This window comes from Pantoea sp. X-Soil-YNGN-775 (assembly GCF_059730575.1).
In genome coordinates this window covers 1,222,118-1,243,668 of record NZ_AP035945.1, presented here as the reverse complement: position 1 = coordinate 1,243,668, position 21,551 = coordinate 1,222,118, and the positions used below count along the sequence as shown (strand labels likewise).

General features: G+C 58.0%; 22 protein-coding genes and 1 pseudogene. 12 read left to right on the top strand and 11 right to left on the bottom strand.

From position 1 onward, the window contains the following. The first annotated feature begins 339 nt into the window (after positions 1-339). Complete coding sequence (locus AC6I8I_RS05825; RefSeq protein ID WP_031377433.1) at positions 340-1,062, top strand: ABC transporter ATP-binding protein; 723 nt, start codon at positions 340-342, stop codon at positions 1,060-1,062. Positions 1,063-1,066: 4 nt separating this feature from the next. On the opposite strand, the gene bioD is transcribed toward AC6I8I_RS05825, so the two are convergent. Genes bioD through bioB form a run of 4 tightly spaced genes read right to left on the bottom strand, consistent with a single transcriptional unit; the run spans position 1,067 to position 4,656 of the window. Next, positions 1,067-1,738: a dethiobiotin synthase gene (gene bioD, locus AC6I8I_RS05820; protein ID WP_497828420.1), complete on the bottom strand. Its 672-nt coding sequence runs from the start codon at positions 1,736-1,738 to the stop codon at positions 1,067-1,069. Then, positions 1,735-2,490: a malonyl-ACP O-methyltransferase BioC gene (bioC, locus tag AC6I8I_RS05815; protein ID WP_312052944.1), complete on the bottom strand. Its 756-nt coding sequence runs from the start codon at positions 2,488-2,490 to the stop codon at positions 1,735-1,737. The genes bioD and bioC overlap by 4 nt, the downstream gene beginning before the upstream one ends. Continuing rightward, positions 2,474-3,625: an 8-amino-7-oxononanoate synthase gene (gene bioF, locus AC6I8I_RS05810; protein ID WP_497828419.1), complete on the bottom strand. Its 1,152-nt coding sequence runs from the start codon at positions 3,623-3,625 to the stop codon at positions 2,474-2,476. Before bioF ends, bioC begins: the two co-directional genes overlap by 17 nt. Continuing rightward, positions 3,625-4,656 carry a biotin synthase BioB gene (gene bioB / locus AC6I8I_RS05805; RefSeq protein ID WP_312052947.1) on the bottom strand — a complete coding sequence of 344 codons (1,032 nt, stop codon included), beginning with the start codon at positions 4,654-4,656 and terminating at the stop codon, positions 3,625-3,627. Before bioB ends, bioF begins: the two co-directional genes overlap by 1 nt. 100 nt (positions 4,657-4,756) lie before the next feature. Between bioB and bioA the strand changes: the two genes are divergently transcribed. Both bioA and AC6I8I_RS05795 read left to right on the top strand, forming a co-directional pair. Beyond that, the gene (gene bioA, locus AC6I8I_RS05800; RefSeq protein WP_497828418.1) at positions 4,757-6,049 is read left to right on the top strand and encodes an adenosylmethionine--8-amino-7-oxononanoate transaminase; all 1,293 of its coding nucleotides are present in this window, start codon (positions 4,757-4,759) and stop codon (positions 6,047-6,049) included. Positions 6,050-6,124: 75 nt separating this feature from the next. Beyond that, positions 6,125-6,601 carry a kinase inhibitor gene (locus tag AC6I8I_RS05795; RefSeq protein ID WP_312052950.1) on the top strand — a complete coding sequence of 159 codons (477 nt, stop codon included), beginning with the start codon at positions 6,125-6,127 and terminating at the stop codon, positions 6,599-6,601. Positions 6,602-6,643: 42 nt separating this feature from the next. On the opposite strand, the gene pgl is transcribed toward AC6I8I_RS05795, so the two are convergent. Next, positions 6,644-7,639, bottom strand: a complete 996-nt coding sequence (gene pgl, locus AC6I8I_RS05790) for a 6-phosphogluconolactonase (RefSeq protein WP_312052952.1) — start codon at positions 7,637-7,639, stop codon at positions 6,644-6,646. 151 nt (positions 7,640-7,790) lie between these two features. Here pgl and AC6I8I_RS05785 point away from each other — a divergent pair, with 151 nt between their 5' ends. Continuing rightward, entirely contained in the window at positions 7,791-8,609 is an 819-nt protein-coding gene (locus AC6I8I_RS05785) for a pyridoxal phosphatase (RefSeq protein ID WP_312052954.1), read from the top strand. Here the strand turns inward: AC6I8I_RS05785 and AC6I8I_RS05780 are convergent. Then, positions 8,610-8,702: pseudogene (locus AC6I8I_RS05780) on the bottom strand (TOBE domain-containing protein); the annotation flags it as partial. Positions 8,703-9,098: 396 nt separating this feature from the next. On the opposite strand from AC6I8I_RS05780, the gene AC6I8I_RS05775 reads away from it, so the two are divergent. Then, on the top strand, positions 9,099-9,644 hold the full coding sequence (locus AC6I8I_RS05775; RefSeq protein WP_497828417.1) for a hypothetical protein: 546 nt from the start codon (positions 9,099-9,101) through the stop codon (positions 9,642-9,644). 455 nt (positions 9,645-10,099) lie between these two features. Here AC6I8I_RS05775 and modC read toward each other — a convergent pair whose 3' ends face one another. The 4 genes from modC to AC6I8I_RS05755 form a co-directional block, all read right to left on the bottom strand. Further along, positions 10,100-11,158 (bottom strand): molybdenum ABC transporter ATP-binding protein ModC, encoded by a 1,059-nt coding sequence (modC, locus tag AC6I8I_RS05770; protein ID WP_312052956.1) that lies wholly within the window; start codon positions 11,156-11,158, stop codon positions 10,100-10,102. Further along, the gene (gene modB, locus AC6I8I_RS05765; RefSeq protein WP_312052957.1) at positions 11,158-11,847 is read right to left on the bottom strand and encodes a molybdate ABC transporter permease subunit; all 690 of its coding nucleotides are present in this window, start codon (positions 11,845-11,847) and stop codon (positions 11,158-11,160) included. The genes modC and modB overlap by 1 nt, the downstream gene beginning before the upstream one ends. Next, positions 11,844-12,617 carry a molybdate ABC transporter substrate-binding protein gene (modA, locus tag AC6I8I_RS05760; RefSeq protein ID WP_497828416.1) on the bottom strand — a complete coding sequence of 258 codons (774 nt, stop codon included), beginning with the start codon at positions 12,615-12,617 and terminating at the stop codon, positions 11,844-11,846. Before modA ends, modB begins: the two co-directional genes overlap by 4 nt. Positions 12,618-12,770: 153 nt before the next feature. Beyond that, the gene (locus tag AC6I8I_RS05755; protein WP_031376840.1) at positions 12,771-12,926 is read right to left on the bottom strand and encodes an AcrZ family multidrug efflux pump-associated protein; all 156 of its coding nucleotides are present in this window, start codon (positions 12,924-12,926) and stop codon (positions 12,771-12,773) included. A 139-nt stretch (positions 12,927-13,065) separates the two neighbouring features. Here AC6I8I_RS05755 and modE point away from each other — a divergent pair, with 139 nt between their 5' ends. From modE to gpmA, 6 genes are all read left to right on the top strand, one after another. Continuing rightward, a complete protein-coding gene (modE, locus tag AC6I8I_RS05750; RefSeq protein WP_312052961.1) occupies positions 13,066-13,848 on the top strand; it encodes a molybdenum-dependent transcriptional regulator in 783 nt (260 codons plus the stop codon). A 76-nt stretch (positions 13,849-13,924) separates the two neighbouring features. After that, a complete protein-coding gene (gene modF / locus AC6I8I_RS05745; RefSeq protein ID WP_497828415.1) occupies positions 13,925-15,397 on the top strand; it encodes a molybdate ABC transporter ATP-binding protein ModF in 1,473 nt (490 codons plus the stop codon). Positions 15,398-15,622: 225 nt separating this feature from the next. Then, positions 15,623-16,666 carry a galactose-1-phosphate uridylyltransferase gene (galT, locus tag AC6I8I_RS05740; protein WP_497828414.1) on the top strand — a complete coding sequence of 348 codons (1,044 nt, stop codon included), beginning with the start codon at positions 15,623-15,625 and terminating at the stop codon, positions 16,664-16,666. After that, positions 16,666-17,814, top strand: a complete 1,149-nt coding sequence (galK, locus tag AC6I8I_RS05735) for a galactokinase (protein WP_312756321.1) — start codon at positions 16,666-16,668, stop codon at positions 17,812-17,814. The genes galT and galK overlap by 1 nt, the downstream gene beginning before the upstream one ends. Continuing rightward, entirely contained in the window at positions 17,808-18,842 is a 1,035-nt protein-coding gene (galM, locus tag AC6I8I_RS05730; RefSeq protein ID WP_497828413.1) for a galactose-1-epimerase, read from the top strand. The genes galK and galM overlap by 7 nt, the downstream gene beginning before the upstream one ends. A gap of 151 nt (positions 18,843-18,993) precedes the next feature. Then, complete coding sequence (gene gpmA / locus AC6I8I_RS05725) at positions 18,994-19,746, top strand: 2,3-diphosphoglycerate-dependent phosphoglycerate mutase (protein WP_089561134.1); 753 nt, start codon at positions 18,994-18,996, stop codon at positions 19,744-19,746. A 60-nt stretch (positions 19,747-19,806) separates the two neighbouring features. On the opposite strand, the gene aroG is transcribed toward gpmA, so the two are convergent. Beyond that, positions 19,807-20,859, bottom strand: a complete 1,053-nt coding sequence (gene aroG, locus AC6I8I_RS05720; protein WP_312052969.1) for a 3-deoxy-7-phosphoheptulonate synthase AroG — start codon at positions 20,857-20,859, stop codon at positions 19,807-19,809. A 304-nt stretch (positions 20,860-21,163) separates the two neighbouring features. On the opposite strand from aroG, the gene AC6I8I_RS05715 reads away from it, so the two are divergent. Further along, positions 21,164-21,526, top strand: a complete 363-nt coding sequence (locus AC6I8I_RS05715) for a YbgS-like family protein (protein WP_312052971.1) — start codon at positions 21,164-21,166, stop codon at positions 21,524-21,526. Positions 21,527-21,551: the final 25 nt, after the last annotated feature.

Genomic DNA, 21,551 nt, shown 5'->3' with positions numbered 1-21,551 from the left:
CGCTAATCCGCTGCATTAGCTGCCCATTCTTAATCAGAATCGCTGCCTCGTCATCGTCCCTCTGCACCAGAAACACCGCCCGCTGGCACTACAAAAGTGCAGCAATGTTATCACCGGTTGAAATTGATAAGCACTGCTCATCTTTTAGCGCCGCCGCACCGCGCTACTGGCTGAAAAAAGTCTGCGGTGGGATCTGGCCTGGGAATTGCAAGAATGGGTGGCGTCATCGCGCCACAAGCGCACTGTACTGCAAGGGGAGCATGCCCTTGCTGATAACTTGTTTGCCAGACGACACAGAGCGGAAGCATTCAGGCTAATGATCGGGAAGGAGAGTGTCAGATGCTGAGTTTACGTTCGGTAAATCAATTTTACGGTCAAAATCATATTCTGTGGGATGTCGATCTCGATCTGTCGCCTGGCACCTGCACCGGCGTTCTCGGCCGGCCCGGGATGGGGAAAACCACCCTGGTGAACTGCATCATGGGCAGGCTGCCGATCAACAGTGGATCGATCTCCTGGAAAGAGGATGGCTCACCGCCCGCCGACCTGCTGCTGCAACCGGCGGAGCAGCGGGCGCAGATGGGGATTGGCTATGTGCCGCAGGGTCGCCATATTTTTACCCAGATGAGCGTGGAAGATAATTTGCTGATCGCCCTGCTGGCCGGGGCAAATCAGGCTGACCGCCATCGCGCCATCCCCGAAATGGTGTTTGACCTGTTTCCGGCGCTCTATTCGCTGCGGCAGCAGCGCAGCGGCGATCTGCCGATCGATCAACAGCAGCAGCTGGCCCTGGCGCGGGCGCTGGTGTTGCAGCCTAAGCTGCTGATTCTGGATGAGCCGACCGACGGGATGTCACCGTGGCTGGAGGAGGAGATGGGGAATCTGATTCGCCGCCTGAATCTCGACTACGGCCTGACCATCCTGCTGCTGGAGCAGCGACTGTCGCTGATACGCCGCGTGGCGGACTATTTTCTGCTGTTGCATCGCGGGCGTAACGTGGCGCAGGGCAAAATGGCGCAGCTGGATGATCACACCGTCAACAAATGGCTGACGGTGGCCTGAGACTTTAGTCAGGTAAGGTCAGATACTGGCCACAGCGGTCCAGTTGCGCTGCCCCGGTCAGATACGGAATGGTGCCGAGACAGGGCGCGGGCAGTCGCTGCTGCAGGCTGGTGAGATATTCCTGATAACGGTGACCGGGCGGCACCACGGTGTTGGCGATCCAGCCAGCCAGCCGCAACCCCCGCGCCCGCACCGCATCTGCGGTCAGCATGGCGTGATTGATGCAGCCCAGTTTAACGCCAACCACCAAAATAATCGGCAGCTGTTCAGTGCTGACCCAGTCGGCATAAGTGTGCGTGGCGGATAACGGGGTGTACCAGCCGCCCGCCCCTTCGATCAGAATCCAGTCAGCCAGCGGTTCCAGCGCCGCCAGTCCGGCCGACAGCGCCTGATGGGTGATCGGCCGGCCCTCTTCGGCACTGACGATGTGCGGTGACGTGGGTTCAAGGAACGCCAGCGGATTAACCTGCTGATAGTCTAACGGCACGCTGCTGTAACGCTGCAGCGCCAGCGCGTCACTGTTGCGCAGCCCCTGCGGCGTCATTTCACAGCCGGAGGCGACAGGCTTGTAGCCGGCGCAGCGATAACCTGCGGCCCGGGCCGCCTGTAACAGTGCGCCACTGGCGACCGTTTTACCGACTTCGGTGTCGGTGCCGGTGATAAACCAGCGCTTCATGATGAACTTACTCCATAGATTAAATGATAACTGAGGCGGAAACCGTGCCGATCGCGCGGCCAGTGCGCCTCCAGCTGTGCCAGCCGTTGTCGGGTCAGCAGCGGACCGTCACGTCCCTGATGCAGATGGGTGGCACCAATCCCCTTCAGCGAACGCATAGCGCTGAGCGCATCGGGAAAATGCAGGGTGATCAGCGCTGACTCACAGCTCAGCCGGTGGGCCGCACAGGCTGCCGCGATCTGCTGCTCGCTGAGAAACCGGTTGGCGTGAAGATGTTCATCAAGATGCGACCAGGCCTGATGCACCTCCTGCAACGATCCGGCGCTCAGGGTCGAGAACAGCAGCGCGCCGTCGGGCCGCAGCACCCGCCGGAACTGGCTCAGCGCCTGTGACAGATCGTCACTCCACTGCACCGCCAGGTTGCTCCATACCAGATCAAAACCGGCATCCGTCAGTGGCAGAGCATCGATATCCCCGGCGAGGTAGTGCTGCGCCGCATCATTGGCGCGCGCCTGTTGCAGCATCTGCGGTGAAAGATCCAGTGCCGTCACCTGCTTACCACGCGCCCGCCATTGCTTGCTGTACCAGCCGGTGCCGCAACCGGCATCGAGCAGCTGCGGACCACTGCGCGCGGGGGCGCGGGCCAGCAGCGCGTCACCGCTCAGCCGCTGCAGGGCAGCATGCGCATCGTAGTGCCCGGCCGCCCGGCCAAAGGCCCGCGCCACGGCGCGTTTATCAACCTGCAGCGTCATGCAGCGCCTCCAGCAGAATGTCGATGTCATCCGGCTGATGCGCCGCCGTCAGGGTAATACGCAGCCGGGCGGTGCCGGGCGGGACGGTTGGCGGCCGGATCGCGCTGACCCAGCAGCCCGCGTCCGCCAGCCGGGCGGAGAGCGCCATCGCTTCCGCATTGCCGCCGACGATTAATGGCTGAATCGCGCTGGCGGAATCCATCAGTTGCCACGGCAGCGAGGCCGCGCCGCGCCGGAAGCGCTGAATATTCTGCTGCAACCGCTGACGCAGCGCATCGCCCTGCTGCACCTGGCCGAGGGACGCCTGCAGCGCCGACGCCTGGGCGGCGGGCATGGCAGTTGAGTAAATCAGATGGCGACTGAACTGCAGGAAATAGTCAGCGGTTTGTGCGTCGCACAGCAGTGCGGCTCCGCTGACGCCAAAGGCTTTGCCAAAGGTGACCACCAGCAACTCAGGCCTGACTCCCTGCTGCCAGCAACTGCCGCGCCCCTGCTCGCCTACCACGCCGATACCGTGCGCATCGTCTACCAGCAGCCAGCCCCCGGCCTGCCGGGTCTGGGTCGCTATCGCCGCCAGCGGCGCACTGTCGCCATCCATGCTGAAAATGCCCTCGGTTACCACCAGCGTTTCACCGCTGCAGGGCGAGGACAGCCGCGCCGCCAGACTCGCCGGGCTGTTGTGTGTAAAACGGCGCAGCTGCGCAGGGCTGTGGCTGGCGGCATCCAGCAGCGAAGCGTGGGTTAACTTATCCGCCAGGATGCGATCGTCAGCCTCTGCCAGCAGATGGATCACTGCCTGATTGGCGGCAAAACCAGAGATAAATAGCAGCGCCCGGTCATAACCGAGCCAGTCCGCCAGCTGCGCTTCCAGCTCCGCATGCTGCCGGTGATAACCGGTGACGTGACCAGATGCACCGGCCCCGGCTCCCGCCTGCTCTGCGCCGCGCTGCCAGCCGGCAATCACCGCCGGATGCTGCGTTAAACCGAGGTAGTCGTTGCTGGAAAAGTGGCGATAAGTCCGTCCGCCACTCTGCAACGTGCGGGTGGTCTGGTGATCGATCACCGGTCGCTGCCGCCAGCCATCGGCCGCCCGCCGCTGCGCGAGCGCCTGCTGCAGTCGTTGCTGCCAGCTCATTACAGCGCCGCGTTGTAGAACTGTTCAGTGTCGGCGTGCAGCAGTTGTTCACTAAGCTGCTGCTGTTGCTGATGATCGCCGTGGTCGGTATGGCTGTGCTGCGGATTCAGGCCCAGCTTACGGAACAGCACCCGATCTTTATCCTCTTCCGGGTTTGGCGTAGTCAGCAATTTGCAACCGTAGAAAATCGAGTTAGCACCGGCCATAAAGCACATCGCCTGGGTCTGCTCGCTCATCTGCTCACGGCCCGCCGACAGCCGGACGTGCGAGGTCGGCATCATGATGCGCGCCACCGCGATGGTGCGGATAAAATCGAACGGCTCCACGTCATCGTTATCCGCCAGCGGCGTCCCTTTGACCTTTACCAGCATGTTGATCGGCACGCTTTCCGGCGGCGTCGGCAGATTGGCTAACTGCACCAGCAGTCCAGCGCGATCGTTGACCGTTTCCCCCAGCCCGACGATGCCGCCAGAGCAGACTTTAATGCCGGCATCACGCACTTTGCCGAGCGTATCAAGCCGTTCCTGATAGCTACGGGTGGTGATGATGCTGCCGTAAAATTCCGGCGAGGTATCGAGGTTATGGTTATAAAAATCGAGGCCGGCACCGGCCAGTTGCTGTGCCTGCCGATCGCTGAGCGTACCCAGCGTCATACAGGTTTCCATCCCCATCGCCTTGACCCCTTCAACCATTTTTTCCAGGTAAGGCATGTCGCGATCATGGGGGTTTTTCCAGGCGGCACCCATGCAGAAACGGGTGGAGCCTGCCGCTTTGGCCTGCCGGGCCGAGGCCAGCACCTCTTCGACCTCCATCAGACGTTCCGACTCCAGACCGGTTTTGTAGCGCGCGCTCTGCGGGCAGTATTTGCAGTCTTCCGGGCAGGCACCGGTTTTGATCGACAACAGAGTGCTGACCTGCACCTGGCGCGGATCGAAGTGCTGACGGTGCACCCGCTGCGCTTCAAACATCAGTTCAAGAAAAGGTTGATCAAACAGGGCCTGAGCCTGTGCGACTGTCCAGCGTTGTGCCATTACGTGCTCCAAAAAAAGGGTGTCATCCCGACGATTAACGTGGTTATACTTGTAAACTATATTTTTTTATTTTGGTTTACAACTCCAGTTTACGACGCTCATGTTCACTTCTGAAGACGCCCGCTTTGATCGCCAGCACCTGTGGCATCCCTACACTTCGATGCAAAATCCTCTGCCCTGTTATCCGGTGGTTGCTGCACACGGTTTCCAGCTGCAACTGGCCGATGGTCGTGAGCTGGTCGACGGCATGTCCTCGTGGTGGGCGGCGATCCACGGCTACAACCATCCGCGACTGAACCGGGCGCTGACCCGGCAGATGACGCAGATGTCGCACGTGATGTTTGGCGGCATAACCCATCCCGCTGCCGTGGCGCTCTGTCGTCAGCTACTGACCATGACGCCCACGGCGCTGGAGTGCGTCTTCCTCGCCGATTCCGGCTCGGTCGCAGTGGAAGTGTCGATGAAGATGGCGCTGCAATACTGGCTGGGACGCGGAGAAGTCCGTCAGCAGTTCCTGACGCTGAAGCGCGGCTATCACGGCGATACGTTTGCGGCGATGTCGGTGTGCGATCCGGATAATTCGATGCACAGCCTGTGGCGCGGTTACCTGCCTGAACATCACTTTGCCGAGGCGCCGGCCTGTGGTTTTGACGACCGGTGGGATGAGCGCGACTTCGACGATTTTGCCCGCCTGCTGGAGCAGCATCATCAGCAGCTGGCCGCGGTAATTCTTGAGCCGATTGTGCAGGGCGCAGGCGGGATGCGTTTCTACCATCCGCGCTATCTGCAGCGGGTGCGAGAAGCGTGCGATCGCTACGGGCTGTTGCTGATTGCCGATGAGATCGCCAGCGGCTTTGGCCGCACCGGCAAACTGTTTGCCTGTGAACATGCCGGTATTACGCCCGATATTATGTGTGTTGGCAAAGCACTGACTGGCGGGACCCTGACGCTGGCGGCCACCCTGACCACCCGTGAGGTGGCGGACACCATCAGCCGCAGTCCGGCCGGCTGTTTTATGCACGGCCCGACCTTTATGGGCAATCCGCTGGCCTGCGCGGTGGCGGTCGAAAGCCTGACGATGCTGGCCGAAGGCGAGTGGCAAAGCCAGGTGGCCGCTATCGAACAGCAGTTGCGGGCGGAACTGTTGCCGCTGCGCAGCGCGCCGCAGGTGGCGGATGTGCGGGTGCTGGGGGCGATTGGCGTGGTCGAAACCCATCGGGCGGTCAACATGGCGGCGCTGCAGCAGTTCTTCGTTGAGCAGGGCGTATGGATAAGACCGTTTGGCCGGCTGATCTATCTGATGCCGCCGTACATCATCACGCCGCAGGCGCTGAGCAAACTGGTGCAGGCGATTGCGGCAGCGCTTGAGCATTCTTCACATTTTGCCAACTGAAGCGGGCTAAGCGCTGGAACTGGCTGCGCGTTTAGTTATGATGACAGGCTATTCATCGACACGTGAGGAGAGGCAATGCGCGTTTATAGTCAGGATTTTAACGACGGCGATAAGATGCCTGAGAAGCATGTTTTCAACGGCATGGGCTATCAGGGCGAGAATATCTCTCCCCATCTGGCCTGGGAAGCGGCCCCGGAAGGCACCAAAAGTTTTGTGGTGACCTGCTACGATCCCGACGCGCCAACCGGCTCCGGCTGGTGGCACTGGCTGGTTGCCAATATTCCGGCCACCACCACCTCTCTGCCGCAGGGCGCGGGTTCCGGCAAAGCCGAACTGCCTTCAGGAGCGCTACAGACCCGCACTGATTTTGGTCAGGCTGGCTACGGTGGCGCGGCACCGCCGCAGGGGGAAACCCATCGCTACATTTTCACCGTGCATGCGCTGGATGTGGACAAGATTGAGGTGGATGAAGGCGCGAGTGGCGCAATGGTCGGCTTTAACGTCCATTTTCACGCGCTGGCGAGCGCGTCACTGACCGTGAACTATCAATAATCCCGCCACGCCTCCCCGTCCGGGGAGGCGTGCGAAGCTGCGTTATGCCTGCAGCTGATGCACTACTACCCACATTGGTCCCTGTCCGACCGCATAACGTCCCAGCGGTTGTAACAGCCCTTGCGGTTTGGTAATGCGATAGACTTCGATGTGATGAGACTTCTGCCCCGCCGCCACCAGATACTGTCCGCTGTGATCGATATTAAAGCCGCGCGGCTGAGTTTCGGTCGGCTGGAAACCTTGCAGCGTCAGCTGATCACCCTGTTCGCTGACGCTGAACACCGCCAGCGTGCTGCTGGTGCGGTCGCAGGCGTAGAGGAAGCGGCCATCGGGCGTCAGATGAATATCCGCGGCCCAGCGGGTGCCGCTGAAGTCAGGCGGCATCATATCCAGCGTCTGCACGCTTGCCACGTTGCCTTCATTTAACGCCCAGACGTCGACCGTGCTGTCGAGTTCATTCACACAGTAGGCGTAACGACCGTTCGGATGGAACTGCATGTGGCGCGGACCGGCGCCTTCGACGGTGGTGACCTGCGCCTGCGGACGCGGCGTCAGCTGGCCGTCATCACCCAATGCGAACAGGCAGATGCGATCCTGCTTCAGGGCCGGCACGTAGAGCGTCTGGTTAGCATTATCAATATTGGCTGAGTGGCACCCTTCCAGTCCGTGGATCACCTGCAGCGGTGCCTGTGGCACGCCATCTTCGCCAATCGGGCTGACGCTGACGCAGGCGTCATTGTAGGAGCCACAGAACAGGAATTTACCGCTGCGATCGGTGGAAATATGGGTCGGGCTGCCCGGCAGCGGTGCCTGGCCAGCTTCGGTCAGGGTGCCATCAGCCGCGATGCGAAACGCCAGCACGCGAAAATTGGGGCGCACGCCGACATAGAGAAAATCGCGGTTCGGACTCACCACCATTGGCTGAACCTGGCCGGCGACATCGGTCACCTGAAGCAACGTCAGCGCCCCCTCTTCATTCATTTGCCAGACGTGAATCTGCTGGCTCTCGGGACTGGCGGTGTAGACAACTTGTTTCATGCATTCTCCTTTTTGGCTGCCTGATGATGATCTGTGAGTCACTGTAGCGCGTTTTAGCCATGCTGGAATCATTTGTGCCCGGTTTTTTGTCTCACAAGGGCAGTCAGGTGTAGACTTGGGGCTTCGCTAACCTACCCCAACGGAAGGATTAATGAGCTACCGTGTCATTGCCCTCGATCTCGACGGCACGCTGTTAACACCCGCAAAAACCATTCTGCCGCAGTCAGTCGAGGCGCTAAAGAAGGCGCGTCAGGCGGGCATTCACGTCGCTATCGTGACCGGACGCCATCACTGCGCCATCCATCCTTTTTATCAGGCATTAGAACTCAATACGCCAGCCATCTGCTGTAACGGCACTTATTTGTATGATTACCAAAACAAAAAGGTGCTGGCGGCCGATCCGCTTGATACTCAGCTGGCGCTGCAGGTGATTGAGATGCTGGATCAGCAGCGGATTCATGGGTTGCTGTATGTCGATGATGCCATGCTGTATCAGACCCCGACCGGCCATGTTACCCGCACCCTCAACTGGGCCGAATCTCTGCCGCCGCACCAGCGTCCGCTGTTCAGGCAGGTGCCCGATTTAGCCGAGGCCGCACGCGAGGCGGGTGCCATCTGGAAATTCGCCCTGTCGCATCCCAACATTCCTGAGTTGCAGCAGTTTGCCAGCCGGGTCGAGGCGAAACTGGGCCTGGCCTGCGAATGGTCGTGGCACGATCAGGTCGATATCGCCAAAGGCGGCAACAGCAAAGGCAAGCGTCTGGCGCAGTGGGTCGACTCGCTGGGACTGAGCATGTCAGATGTGATCGCGTTCGGGGATAACTACAACGATCTCAGCATGCTGGAAACCGCCGGTCTGGGCGTGGCGATGGGCAATGCCGATGAGGCGATCAAAGCGCGCGCCAAAAAAGTGATCGGCACCAACCTCGAAACCGGCATTGCCGAGACGCTCTATCAGTACGTGCTGTAATCAGGGCGTGACCGAGACGCTTTTAATCTGGGCATAGAGCCACTGATCCGGCCGAATGCCCAGCTCATCACGCGCCCACGGCGTAATGCGCGCCCGGCATTGACCCAATGAAGAGGGTCTGTTTCATTTAATGCGTTGAGAAGCAAAAAGCAAATTTTAACGCAGGGATAAAACAATAGATAACGCAACATGACTCTGAGGAGGGTCTGTATACATTAAAGCCTTTTTTAATCTTTTATAAAATGAGCGCTGCACTTTATTATTCATTCTTAACTTTTCAAAACCTGGCATTGATATAAACCAATATGACATAAACAATCATTAAAGCTGACTCCAGCATTGATGACGGAAAAGATATCAAAAAAACAGTGATGCCATAAGAGTGATATAAAGCTATTTGATATCAGGCCGCCCACCATTTTCAATCAAACAACGCTAAAGCTTATCTTTCACCTGCCGATAACCCTTATTTATCTGTAGGTATGAGATATGTTTAGAAAAATATTCAACAAGGCTCTGCTTTTATTATCATTGATGCTCACGGGTTGTACATCGTTACAGGTTGGTCATTTAACCCGCTATGCCAGTGATGTGCATTATTATTCTTTCCTGGATGGCTCAATCGTTGCTCCCTACGCACCTAAAGTTTACCCCATGAAAGTTCCGGACGACCTCTCCTTTGTACAATTTGTCGTTGACCTGGGCTACGACTATGTTGCGCTTCCCTTTATCTATACAGATAGTCGAATCACGGAAAACACCGCCCCCTTTTATGAATTTCTGGAGTGGTCTAAACAACCCTTTATTCAGCGTCAGGAAACAAAGCAAAAGGTCATTGGTGGACGTTACAATGATATTCTGGAATACGGTGAAGAGAATGATCTGAAAACACAAGAGCCAGTATTTTTAGTCGTGCGTCATTTTGGATATTTCTTCCGTGATGCCGTATTTGCACTGACCGTACCTGAAGTCGAAAATCTTTTATCAGAAGTATATAGTGTTAAATACTGCAAAGAACATGGATTGAAGTTATAGCCGATTCTGGAACATATAGCGCTATTGACCACGCTGCTCTGCCACCCGAATCAAACGCTTCTTTGATTGATGCATAGTGATGTCATCCAGGCCAGCCAAACAGAAGCACGGTGAAAGCCATTTTATAGGGCGTTGCCCTGAACCACAGAAAGTGTTGCAGAATCCCTCTGGTAACGGTTCAGGGCTACCAACAGGCTTCACATTTTAATTTTGCTTAAACTTCTGGGAGATATCACCCTTCCTGACAGGGAATTGAATATCAATACTCATCAGATTATTGATGTCGGCTTTCCACTTCTTCTCTTCACGACAACCAGAGACGAAAGCAAGAACCCACGCTCTCTGTTCAGAGGTGTCAGAAGCCTACTCAATAAAACATTCGAAACAAGGCAGAAAAAAAGAGACCCATTAAATAATTTCATTAAAAAATAACGCATTATCAGGACCTTTAGTCATCAGGGCGTGACTGAGACGCTTTTAATCTGGGCATAGAGCCACTGATCCGGCCGAATGCCCAGTTCATCACGCGCCCACGGCGTAATGCGCGCCCAGAGTTCACTGATGCCGATGCGCAACTTTACTTCCACCTGCTCCCCGACCTCAACCAGCTCCACCACCTGCGCAGGCAGGATATTGCGGATAGATGTGTTGTGCGGCGGTTGCAGCGCCAGTGAGACATCGGCAGAAGCAATACGGATCCGCAGTGGTGTTTTAAGCGGCAGGTTTACCCGACTGACCCAGATGTGCTGGTCACCCAGCGACAGCGCGGTCATCGGATAGTCGGGATGCTGCTCCAGCACCTGAACCCGCAGCACGCTGCTCAGCTCACTGACCGGCAGCCATGGCCGCATTGCGCTGCTGCTCCAGACCCGCTCCAGCGGACCGAACGCTTTAACTTTGCCACCATCCAGCACCAGCACGTTATCCGCCAGATGCAGGATCTCCTCGAGGCTGTGCGAAACATAGAGCATCGGGATATCCACCTGCTTCGCCAGCTTTTGCAGATACGGCATCAGCTCGCGTTTGCGCGGTAAATCCAGCGAGGCCAGCGGCTCATCCAGTAACAGCATATCCGGCGCGGTCAGTAATGCCCGGCCAATCGCCACCCGCTGCTTTTCCCCGCCCGACAGCGACAGCGGAAAGCGCGACAACAGCGCCTCAAGGCCCAGCAGGGAGACCAGGCTATCAAACTGAGATTTCATCTCAGGTGCCATGCCATATTGCAGGTTGCCGCGCACCCGATAGTGCGGGAACAGCCGGGCATCCTGAAAGACATAGCCAATCCGGCGCTTTTCCGGTGGCAGGGAAATCTGCTGTTCCGCATCAAACAGCAGACGATCGTGCAACTGAATCCGGCCGCGCTGCGGCTGCGTCAGTCCGCTGATGGCGTTAATTAGCGAGGTTTTTCCGGCACCGGAGACGCCGAAAATAGCGGTGATCCCTTTGGCCGGTATCTGCAGGTCGATCTCCAGCTGATGATCGCCCTGCTGCTGGGCAAAATTGAGTGACAGCATCAGGCCCCCATTCGCTGACGGCCCAGACGGGCCAGCCATTCTGACGCCAGCAGCGACGCCAGCGCCAGCACAATGGCAATCACACACAGCCGGGCGGCCGCGCCTTCCGCACCGGGCGTTTCAATCAGGCTGTACATCGCCAGCGGGATGGTGCGCGTCTCGCCGGGAATATTTGAAACAAAGGTAATGGTGGCACCAAACTCCCCCAGCGAGCGGGCGAAGGCCAGCACGGTGCCGACGATCACGCCCGGCAGAGTCAGCGGCAGGGTAATGGTGAAGAACACCCGCCAGCGACCGGCCCCCAGAGTGCGGGCGGCCTGCTCCAGCCGGATATCTACCGCCTCCAGCGCCAGCCGGATGGCGCGCACCATCAGCGGAAACGCGATCACCGCCGACGCCAGCGCCGCCCCGCGCCAGCTAAAAGCGAAGCTGAAGCCGAACCAGTCGTAGAGCTTTTCACCGATGATGCCGCGTCGTCCCAGGCCGATCAGCAGCAGATAGCCCACCACCACCGGCGGCAGCACCAGCGGCAGATGAATCAGGCTGTCGAGCAGCGCTTTGCCAGGAAAGCGGCAGCGCACCAGAATCCAGGCCATCAGGATGCCGAAAGGCAGACTGCCAGCGACGGCAATGCCAGAGACTTTCAGGCTGAGCAGAACCGCCTGCCATTCGGGATCGCTGAGTATCATTTGGTTGGTGTGAATCCGTAATGTTTAAACACGACCGCTGCTTGCGGCCCTTTCAGGTAGTCATAAAAAGCGTTAACGGCGGCATTATCGCGATCTTTAACGATCGCCATCGGATATTCCACCGGTTTGTGGCTGGAGGCCGGGAACCGCCCCACCACCTGCACCCGCTCACTGGCGACCGCATCTGAACCGTAAACAATGCCATACGGCGTTTCGTTGCGCTCCACCAGCGCCAGCGCGGCCCGCACATTATTTGCCGGAGCCAGCGACGGTTCAACCGTCTGCCAGGCGCCCAGCTTCTGTAGCGCCTCTTTGGCGTAAATGCCGGCCGGGACATGATCCGGATCGCCAACCGCCAGACGTTCACCGTGCAGCAGCGTTTTCCAGTCAGTCTGCGGGTTCAGTTCGACCGGCTTTGCCGATGCGCTGCGCGGTGCAACCAGCACCAGATCGTTACCCAGCAGGGTGTAACGGCTGCGGTCGATGACGCTTTTTTTCGCCACCGCCTCATCCATCCACTGCTGATCGGCGGAGATAAACAGGTCGGCCGGTGCACCCTGCTCAATCTGCCGTGCCAGCGTCGAGGAAGACGCGAACGAAGCGACCACCGTCACCCCCTTTTCCTGCTGATAACGGTTGCCGATCTCCTGCAGGGCATTGGTCAGTGACGCCGCCGCAAAGACCGTAATTTTATCTGCGGCCACCGCCTGGCCAGCCAGTGAAACACTGACCAGCGCAGCCACTCCCCAGCGATAGTGTGTTAAAGACATAATTTGCTCCGGTTATTCGTTGTGTAGCGAATGATACAACGCTCTTTCCGGCAGTGTCAGAAAATTATCGGCAGTTTTAGCAGAAGGATGAGCGGAAGTTTGCGCAGCGGCAACAAGCACCCCGCCCGCCTGAACAGCGGACGGGGTTGGGGATTAGTTGTGCGAACGGGCTGACGATTTTTCGCGATGGCCAAATTTTGAGATGACGTTAAAGACTTCACCCAGGCCATAGATCAGACCCAGCATGATCGCCATCACGATAGGGACCATAATGATAGCCACGGCGAGGCTTTTAAGTAATTCCAGCATGGAGCGTCTCACTCTGCGAACAAAAAAGTGATTGTAACGGGTCAGCAAAAAATTGCGCAGCCCTTTTCGTGCTTTTACTTTGGCCCCGAAACGCCGCTATCATCGCGCAGAACTGCCTTAACCCTTTGCCGGAGTCGCTATGCAAGCCGAACTTTCCCTTCATATTCGTTTACAGCAAAAGCTGTTTGCCGATCCGCGTCGCATCGAGCTGCTGAAACGGGTACAGCAAACCGGCTCGATCAGTCAGGGCGCAAAGCTGGCGGGCATCAGTTATAAAAGCGCCTGGGATGCGATCAATGAGATGAACCAGCTGGCGGATGAGACGCTGGTGGCGCGCGCGACCGGCGGCAAAGGCGGCGGCGGTGCCACCCTGACGCGCTACGGCGAGCGGCTGATTCAGCTGTTTCACCTGATGGAGCAGATCCAGCAAAAAGCATTTGATGCGCTGCAGCAGGACGCTCTGCCGCTCGACAGCCTGCTGGCCGCCATTGCCCGCTTTTCCTTACAGACCAGCGCCCGCAACCAGCTGTTTGGTACGGTGATCAGCAACGATGCGCAGCCGGTGCTGCAACATCTGCAGGTGCTACTGGCTGACGGGGTGACCCGGCTTAAGGTCGCGCTGACACAGCGCAGCGCCGATCGGCTGCAGCTGGCCGCCGGTAAAGAGGTGCTGGTGTTAATCAAAGCGCCATGGATTCAGGTGCGCCGTGACGCCGCAGACCACGATAATCAGCTGGCCGCCACCGTCAGCGCGATTGAACCCGGCGAAACGTTCAGCGAACTGTTGATGCAGTTGCCCAGCGGTGAAATCCTGTGCGCCACCCTGAGCAATGACGATTTACAGCAGCAGGCGCTGCAGCCGGGTGACGCGGTGATCGCCAGTTTTAATGCTGACCAGGCGATCGTCGCGACCTTGTTGTGATTTACCCCGCCTGATTTGACTTCATCGCGTCCAGTGGTTACAACTCAGTAACACGATGCAGAAAATGGAACAGATCATGGCTTCATTGCAGATTTCGCAAGGCACGTTTCGTCTTAGCGATACCCGGGTCCTGACCCTGAATCAGGTTGAGCTTCAGCGTGGCGAGAGCTGGGCCTTTGTCGGTGCCAACGGCAGCGGCAAGTCGTCGCTGGCCCGCGCCCTCTCCGGCGAACTTGCGCCGCTTGCCGGCTCGGTCAGCAGTGATTTTCAGCGTCCGACGCGGCTGTCGCTTGAACAGTTGCAAAAGCTGGTCGCCGATGAGTGGCAGCGTAACAACACTGACCTGCTGAGCGAAGGTGAAGAGGATACCGGCCTGACCGTGGCAGAGGTGATTCAGGCGGAGGTGCAGCAGCCCGCACGCTGTGAGCAACTGGCCAGCCAGTTCGGCATCGATCACCTGCTGTCGCGCCGCTTTAAATACCTTTCTACCGGCGAAAGCCGCAAGACACTGCTCTGTCAGGCGCTGATGCAGCAGCCGGATCTGTTAATTCTGGATGAGCCGTTTGACGGGCTGGATGTGGCGTCACGCGCCAGCCTGACCGAAACCTTACGCAGCCTGCAGCAGCCCGAATTTACCCTGGTGCTGGTGCTCAACCGGTTTGATGATATCCCTGACTTTATTCAGCAGATCGGGGTGCTGGCAGAGTGTACCCTGACCCATATTGGCCCGCGCCAGACGATTTTAGCCGAAGCGCTGGTGGCGCAGCTGGCGCACAGTGAACAGCTGTTGGGCATGGCGCTGCCGGAAGCCGATGCGCCGGACCAGCTGCCGTCGCTGGCCGATGATGCACCGCGGGTGATACTGCGCAACGGCGTGGTTTCTTATCACGATCGGCCGGTGATCGACGGTCTTAGCTGGCAGGTGAATGCCGGCGAGCACTGGCAGATTATCGGTCCGAACGGGGCGGGCAAATCAACTCTGCTCAGCCTGGTTACCGGTGACCATCCGCAAGGCTACAGCAACGATCTGACGCTGTTTGGCCGCCGACGCGGCAGCGGTGAAACCATCTGGGAGATTAAGCAGCATATCGGCTATGTCAGCAGCAGCCTGCATCTCGACTATCGCGTTAGCGTCAATGTGCTCACGGTGATCCTGTCAGGCTTCTTCGATTCGATTGGTCTCTACCAGGCGGCGTCTGACCGCCAGAAGGCGCTGGCCCGGCAGTGGCTGGCGCTGCTTGGCATGACCCCTGCGCAGGCCGATGCCCCCTTCCACAGCCTTTCGTGGGGACAGCAGCGGCTGGTGTTAATTGCCCGCGCGCTGGTGAAACATCCGACGCTGCTGATCCTCGATGAGCCGCTGCAGGGACTTGATCCGATCAACCGCCAGCTGGTGCGGCGCTTTGTCGATGTGCTGATCGGCGAAGGCCGTACTCAGCTGCTGTTTGTTTCGCACCACGCCGAGGATGCACCGCAGTGCATCACGCACCGTCTGAGCTTTGTTGCCAGCGACGGAGGTTACCACTACCAGCAGCAACAGCTCGGATAATCCCGCCAGACGCCGCCCGGTCGGCGTCTGCTTTACACCCAGATGTAAGCGCTACCATTACCTTCGCCCTTTTCTGCCAGCGATGTCGACACAATGCCACTAAATGAGAATATTCAGCTTGTGTAAACGATACCATTTATCCAGACTTGATCACGCTTTCGGGCGCGCTGATGTGCTACTTTTTACCGATGCCTTTCTGGCTTTTGACGCTTACCAGGATTCCACATGGAAAAATTTAACCCGGTCGATCACCCGCATCGCCGTTACAATCCACTGATTGATCAATGGATTTTAGTTTCACCTCATCGTGCCAAACGCCCATGGCAAGGCGCGCAGGAGACGCCGGCGGTTAATACCTTGCCGGCGCACGATCCTGACTGCTTCCTGTGCGCCGGCAACACCCGCATTACCGGCGACAAAAACCCTGATTACACCGGCACCTATGTCTTTACCAATGACTTTGCTGCGCTGATGACCGACACGCCAGACGCGCCCGAGAGCGACGATCTGCTGATGCGCTGCGAAAGCGCACGCGGCACCAGCCGGGTGATCTGCTTTTCACCGGATCACAGCAAAACCCTGCCGGAGATGTCGCTCAGCGCGCTGGAAGAGGTGGTTCGCACCTGGCAGCAGCAGACCGCCGATCTCGGTCAGCACTATCCGTGGGTGCAGGTGTTTGAAAACAAAGGCGCGGCGATGGGCTGTTCTAACCCGCATCCGCACGGCCAGATTTGGGCCAACAGCTTCCTGCCCAATGAAGCACAGCGCGAAGAGGACCATCAGCGTGCTTACTTTGACCAACACGGTTCGCCGATGCTGGTCGATTATCTCGCGCGTGAGCAGCAGGATGGCAGCCGCACCGTGGTCGAAACCGATCACTGGCTGGCCGTGGTGCCGTGGTGGGCGGCGTGGCCGTTCGAAACCCTGCTGCTGCCCAAAGCGCATATTAAACGCCTGACCGATCTTAATCAGGCGCAGCGCAGCGATCTGGCCAAAGCGATCAAGCTGCTGACCAGTCGCTACGACAATCTGTTCCAGTGCTCTTTCCCCTACTCGATGGGCTGGCACGGCGCGCCGTTCAACGGCGAAGCCAACGATCACTGGCAGTTGCATGCACACTTCTATCCGCCGCTGCTGCGTTCGGCAACGGTGCGTAAATTCATGGTTGGCTATGAAATGCTGGCCGAAACCCAACGCGATTTAACGGCGGAACAGGCGGCGGAACGTCTGCGTTCTGTCAGCGACGTTCACTTCCGTGAGGCACAATAATGAGCTTAAAAACCATCACGCAGCAGGTTTTCTCTGACACCTTCGGCTATGCGCCGACCCACACCATTCAGGCACCGGGTCGCGTTAATCTGATTGGCGAACATACCGACTACAACGATGGCTTTGTGCTGCCGTGCGCCATCGACTATCAGACCGTGATCGCCTGCGCCCGTCGTGACGATCGTCAGGTTCGGGTGGTGGCGGTCGATTATGACAACGCCGAAGACAGCTTCTCGCTGGATGAAGAGATCGTCAGCCTTGAGCAGCCGATGTGGGCCAACTATGTGCGCGGCGTGGTGAAACATCTGCAACAGCGCCACGCCGATTTCGGCGGCATCGATATGGTGATCAGCGGCAATGTGCCACAGGGCGCAGGCCTGAGTTCATCTGCCTCGCTGGAAGTGGCGGTCGGCACCGTGGTGCAGCAGCTCTATCATCTGCCGCTGGACGGCGCGGCAATTGCGGTCAACGGTCAGGAAGCTGAGAACCAGTTTGTGGGCTGTAACTGCGGCATCATGGACCAGCTGATCTCGGCGCTCGGTCAGAAAGATCACGCCATGCTGCTCGATTGCCGCACGCTAAGCACCCGCCCGGTCTCGATGCCGGAAGATATCGCGGTGGTGATCATCAACTCTAACTTCCGCCGTAGCCTGGTCGGCAGCGAGTACAACACCCGCCGCCAGCAGTGTGAAACCGGCGCGCGCTTCTTCAACAAGCCGGCGCTGCGTGACGTCGAGCTGGCTGAATTTGAGGCGGCGCAGTCGCAGCTTGATCCGCAGGTGGCGAAGCGCGTTCGTCACGTGCTGACGGAAAATGCCCGCACCCTGGAAGCAGCAGATGCGCTGACCCGCGGTGACCTGACGCGGATGGGCCAGCTGATGGCGGAATCTCACGCCTCAATGCGTGATGATTTCGAGATCACCGTGCCGCCGATCGATACGCTGGTGGAGATTGTTAAAGCCCAAATCGGCGAGCGCGGCGGTGTGCGCATGACCGGCGGCGGCTTTGGCGGCTGTATCGTGGCGCTGATGCCGCTCGATCTGGTCGATCAGGTGAAAGCCGCAGTGGCGGAGCAATATGAAGCGCAGACCGGCATCAAAGAGACCTTCTACGTCTGTAAAGCCTCTGCGGGAGCCGGCCCATGCTAAGTGACGTCAATTCTCACGCGCCGGACGGCCAGCCGTGGCGCATCACCGTGTTGCGTAATGCGAACGGCATGCTGGTGACCTTTATGGACTGGGGCGCAACCTGGCTGTCGGCCCGTGTTCCGATGCAGGATGGCACGGTGCGTGAGGCGCTGCTCGGCTGCGCTACACCGTCAGATTACCTGCATCAGGATGCCTACCTGGGTGCCACGGTCGGACGCTACGCCAACCGTATCGCCGGGGCGAAGCTGAATAAAATCAACCGGCAGCTGGCGGCCAATCAGGGTCCGCATCAGCTGCACGGCGGCCCGCAAGGTTTTGATAAGCGCCGCTGGCAGATCGTCAGCCAGTCGGAAACTGAGGTGCACTATCGGCTGGATTCACCCGATGGTGATCAGGGTTATCCGGGCAATCTGATCGCCGATCTGCGCTATCAGCTGGATGACGATAACTGCCTGAGCATTCAGTATGAGGCGCGCTGCGATCGGGCCTGTCCGGTTAACCTGACCAACCATGCTTACTTTAACCTTGATGCGCATCATGGCGACGCGCGTCAGCATCGCTTACAACTGCACGCCGACAGTTATCTGCCGGTCGACAGCGAAGGTATTCCGAACGCGCCGCTGAAAGCGGTGGCGGGCACCAGTTTCGATTTTCGTCAGGCCAAACCGGTGGCGCAGGATTTCCTCGCCGACGACGATCAGCGTGCGGTGAAAGGCTATGACCACGCGTTTCTGCTGAACAGCGCCGGCGACGCCAGTCAGCCCGCGGCGGAACTCTGGTCAGAAGATGGCAAACTGCAGCTCAGTGTCACCACCTCGGCACCGGCGCTGCAGTTCTATTCGGCTAACTATCTGGCAGGGACCCGTGCTCGTGAGCAGGAGAGCTATACTGCTTTTCAGGGCATTGCGCTGGAGAGTGAGTTTTTGCCGGACTCGCCTAATCATGCGGAATGGCCGCAGGCCGATTGCTGGCTGCAGCCGGGAGATCGCTGGGAATCGGTGACGCGTTATCGCTTCACGCCGCGCTGAGTCACCGGCTGAAAAACGCGCAGTGCGTTACCGACAGGCTTACGCGCTGCCCGCTTTTCCGTTATGGTATGGCGCAATTGGCTCGTTGAACGGGCTGGCAGCAGCAGGTTTCCATTCTCACAGAAACATCACAGTATTAAGGAGTTAAGCTATGGCTGTAACTAAGCTGGTTCTGGTGCGACACGGCGAAAGCCAGTGGAACAACGAAAACCGCTTTACCGGTTGGTATGATGTTGACCTTTCTGAAAAAGGTCGTGGCGAAGCCAAATCAGCGGGTCAACTGCTGAAGAAAGAAGGCTTTGTTTTTGATTTTGCTTACACCTCAGTACTGAAGCGCGCTATCCACACCCTGTGGAACGTGCTGGATGAGCTGGATCAGGCCTGGCTGCCGGTCGAAAAAACCTGGCGTCTGAACGAGCGTCACTACGGTGCGCTGCAGGGCCTGGATAAAGCAGAAACCGCCGCTAAGTATGGTGATGAGCAGGTTAAGCAATGGCGTCGCGGCTTTGCCGTTACTCCACCAGAACTGGACCGCTCTGATGAGCGTTTCCCTGGCCACGATCCTCGCTATGCGTCACTGACGCCTGAGCAGCTGCCGACCACTGAGAGCCTGGCACTGACCATCGATCGTGTGATCCCTTACTGGAATGACACCATTCTGCCGCGCATCAAAAGCGGTGAGAAAGTGATTATCGCCGCCCACGGCAACTCACTGCGTGCGCTGGTGAAATACCTGGATAACCTGAGCGAAGATGAGATCCTCGAACTGAACATCCCAACCGGCGTGCCGCTGGTGTATGAGTTCGATGAAAACTTCAAACCGCTGAAGCGTTACTACCTGGGTGATGCCGACGAGATCGCAGCGAAAGCCGCGGCCGTCGCTAACCAGGGTAAAGCCAAATAATTTTGTGCTAAAACGCAAAAAGGCCAGACGCGAGTCTGGCCTTTTTTATGCGCGCTGCCTTCAGCCGCGACGCTGTTTTACCGCTGCCGCTAACTGGCGTAACACTTTATCGGTGTCATCCCAGCCGATGCAGGCATCAGTGATGCTCTGGCCGTAGACCAGTGGCTCACCGCTCTCCAGGCTCTGGTTGCCTTCCACCAGATGGCTTTCAATCATCACGCCGATAATCGCCCGCTCACCGTTGATCATCTGCTGCGCCACATCGTCCGCTACCTGCATCTGCTTCTGGAACTGCTTGCTGCTGTTAGCGTGGCTGAAGTCGATCATCACCTGCTGCGGCAGACCGGCTTTCGCCAAACCGGCTTTGACCTCGCTGACGTGCTGCGCACTGTAGTTTGGCTCTTTGCCACCGCGCAGAATGATGTGGCAATCGGCGTTACCGCTGGTTTCGACAATCGCCGAATGGCCATATTTGGTGACCGACAGGAAGCAGTGCGGTGAACCGGCGGCGTTGATGGCGTCGATAGCCACTTTGATGGTGCCGTCGGTGCCATTTTTGAAGCCCACCGGACAGGAGAGTCCCGACGCCAGCTCACGGTGAACCTGTGACTCGGTGGTGCGGGCACCAATCGCCCCCCAGCTCATCAGATCGGCCACGTATTGCGGAGTGATCATATCCAGAAACTCGCCCGCCGCCGGTAAGCCGCTGTCGTTGATGTCCAGCAGCAGTTTACGCGCCAGACGCAGGCCGTCGTTCAGCTGGAAGCTGCCGTCCATGTAGGGATCGTTGATCAGCCCTTTCCAGCCCACCGTGGTGCGGGGCTTTTCAAAATAGACCCGCATCACGATTTCCAGCTCGCCTTTTAGCTCATTGCGCAGCGTCAGCAGGCGGGCGGCGTACTCTTTTGCCGCTTCGGTGTCATGAATCGAGCACGGACCGATCACCACCAGCAGGCGATCGTCCTGCCCCTGCAAAATCTGGTGAATCGCCTGACGGGCCTGCGAAACGGTTTCTGCCGCCCGATCGGTTGCCGGAAATTTCTCGAATAGCGCTACCGGCGGTAACAGTTCTTTAATCTCTTTGATGCGTAAATCATCGTTCTGGTAATTCATACTGATTCCATATTATTTCTGGCCCAGCGCGCGCCGGGCACAACCCGTCCAATGTAGCCCGAAGCGCCAGGGGTGTAAATTCCCGCTGCGGGTTAAATGTGGCGGTTTAATGTGCGGGTGATATTTGCATTAATCGGGTAAGCGTCTAGACTTTTTAATGGTAAGCACTGAGGAATGGACTGCTTACATGATTAAATCACCCTGTTTAAGCCAACCGGCGAATTTTATTTCGTCAGGGACCCTTTTATCCAAAAACTGCACCTCTGGGCTTGAAGCAGCAACTTGATTAATTAACGGGAGCATAATGATGAAAAAGTTTGCCTTACTCTTTTTAACAGCAGCGATGACTCTGAGCAGCGGCGCGGCCATGGCGGCGAGCAACAACAATGGTACGGCTAACCAGGCTGCCGATGCGGGCGCAGCGGCGGGCGGTGCAAAAGAAAATCTGCCACCGAATAACGTTGATAACAGTAATATTAATAATACCGGCACCAACACCAATCCGGCGACTTCTGGCAGCAACACCAGCAGCGGCAATATGTCTGCGAATGAAATTGACCAGAATAGTCAGTGTAAAGACGGCAAATGCCCGAACATTAATAAGAAAGTACAGACTAAAGAAGGTGGCGGTGAGGTTAATACCAAGACCGACGGCACTTCGCAGTAATTCTGTTCGATCAGGAGAGCCTCTG

What these genes read in the sequence shown, in the direction of transcription:
- AC6I8I_RS05825 (WP_031377433.1), top strand. Translation starts at nt 340, where the DNA reads ATGCTGAGTTTACGTTCGGTAAATCAATTTTACGGTCAAAATCATATT.
- bioD (WP_497828420.1), bottom strand. Translation starts at nt 1,738, where the DNA reads ATGAAGCGCTGGTTTATCACCGGCACCGACACCGAAGTCGGTAAAACG.
- bioC (WP_312052944.1), bottom strand. Translation starts at nt 2,490, where the DNA reads ATGACGCTGCAGGTTGATAAACGCGCCGTGGCGCGGGCCTTTGGCCGG.
- bioF (WP_497828419.1), bottom strand. Translation starts at nt 3,625, where the DNA reads ATGAGCTGGCAGCAACGACTGCAGCAGGCGCTCGCGCAGCGGCGGGCG.
- bioB (WP_312052947.1), bottom strand. Translation starts at nt 4,656, where the DNA reads ATGGCACAACGCTGGACAGTCGCACAGGCTCAGGCCCTGTTTGATCAA.
- bioA (WP_497828418.1), top strand. Translation starts at nt 4,757, where the DNA reads ATGTTCACTTCTGAAGACGCCCGCTTTGATCGCCAGCACCTGTGGCAT.
- AC6I8I_RS05795 (WP_312052950.1), top strand. Translation starts at nt 6,125, where the DNA reads ATGCGCGTTTATAGTCAGGATTTTAACGACGGCGATAAGATGCCTGAG.
- pgl (WP_312052952.1), bottom strand. Translation starts at nt 7,639, where the DNA reads ATGAAACAAGTTGTCTACACCGCCAGTCCCGAGAGCCAGCAGATTCAC.
- AC6I8I_RS05785 (WP_312052954.1), top strand. Translation starts at nt 7,791, where the DNA reads ATGAGCTACCGTGTCATTGCCCTCGATCTCGACGGCACGCTGTTAACA.
- AC6I8I_RS05775 (WP_497828417.1), top strand. Translation starts at nt 9,099, where the DNA reads ATGTTTAGAAAAATATTCAACAAGGCTCTGCTTTTATTATCATTGATG.
- modC (WP_312052956.1), bottom strand. Translation starts at nt 11,158, where the DNA reads ATGCTGTCACTCAATTTTGCCCAGCAGCAGGGCGATCATCAGCTGGAG.
- modB (WP_312052957.1), bottom strand. Translation starts at nt 11,847, where the DNA reads ATGATACTCAGCGATCCCGAATGGCAGGCGGTTCTGCTCAGCCTGAAA.
- modA (WP_497828416.1), bottom strand. Translation starts at nt 12,617, where the DNA reads ATGTCTTTAACACACTATCGCTGGGGAGTGGCTGCGCTGGTCAGTGTT.
- AC6I8I_RS05755 (WP_031376840.1), bottom strand. Translation starts at nt 12,926, where the DNA reads ATGCTGGAATTACTTAAAAGCCTCGCCGTGGCTATCATTATGGTCCCT.
- modE (WP_312052961.1), top strand. Translation starts at nt 13,066, where the DNA reads ATGCAAGCCGAACTTTCCCTTCATATTCGTTTACAGCAAAAGCTGTTT.
- modF (WP_497828415.1), top strand. Translation starts at nt 13,925, where the DNA reads ATGGCTTCATTGCAGATTTCGCAAGGCACGTTTCGTCTTAGCGATACC.
- galT (WP_497828414.1), top strand. Translation starts at nt 15,623, where the DNA reads ATGGAAAAATTTAACCCGGTCGATCACCCGCATCGCCGTTACAATCCA.
- galK (WP_312756321.1), top strand. Translation starts at nt 16,666, where the DNA reads ATGAGCTTAAAAACCATCACGCAGCAGGTTTTCTCTGACACCTTCGGC.
- galM (WP_497828413.1), top strand. Translation starts at nt 17,808, where the DNA reads ATGCTAAGTGACGTCAATTCTCACGCGCCGGACGGCCAGCCGTGGCGC.
- gpmA (WP_089561134.1), top strand. Translation starts at nt 18,994, where the DNA reads ATGGCTGTAACTAAGCTGGTTCTGGTGCGACACGGCGAAAGCCAGTGG.
- aroG (WP_312052969.1), bottom strand. Translation starts at nt 20,859, where the DNA reads ATGAATTACCAGAACGATGATTTACGCATCAAAGAGATTAAAGAACTG.
- AC6I8I_RS05715 (WP_312052971.1), top strand. Translation starts at nt 21,164, where the DNA reads ATGATGAAAAAGTTTGCCTTACTCTTTTTAACAGCAGCGATGACTCTG.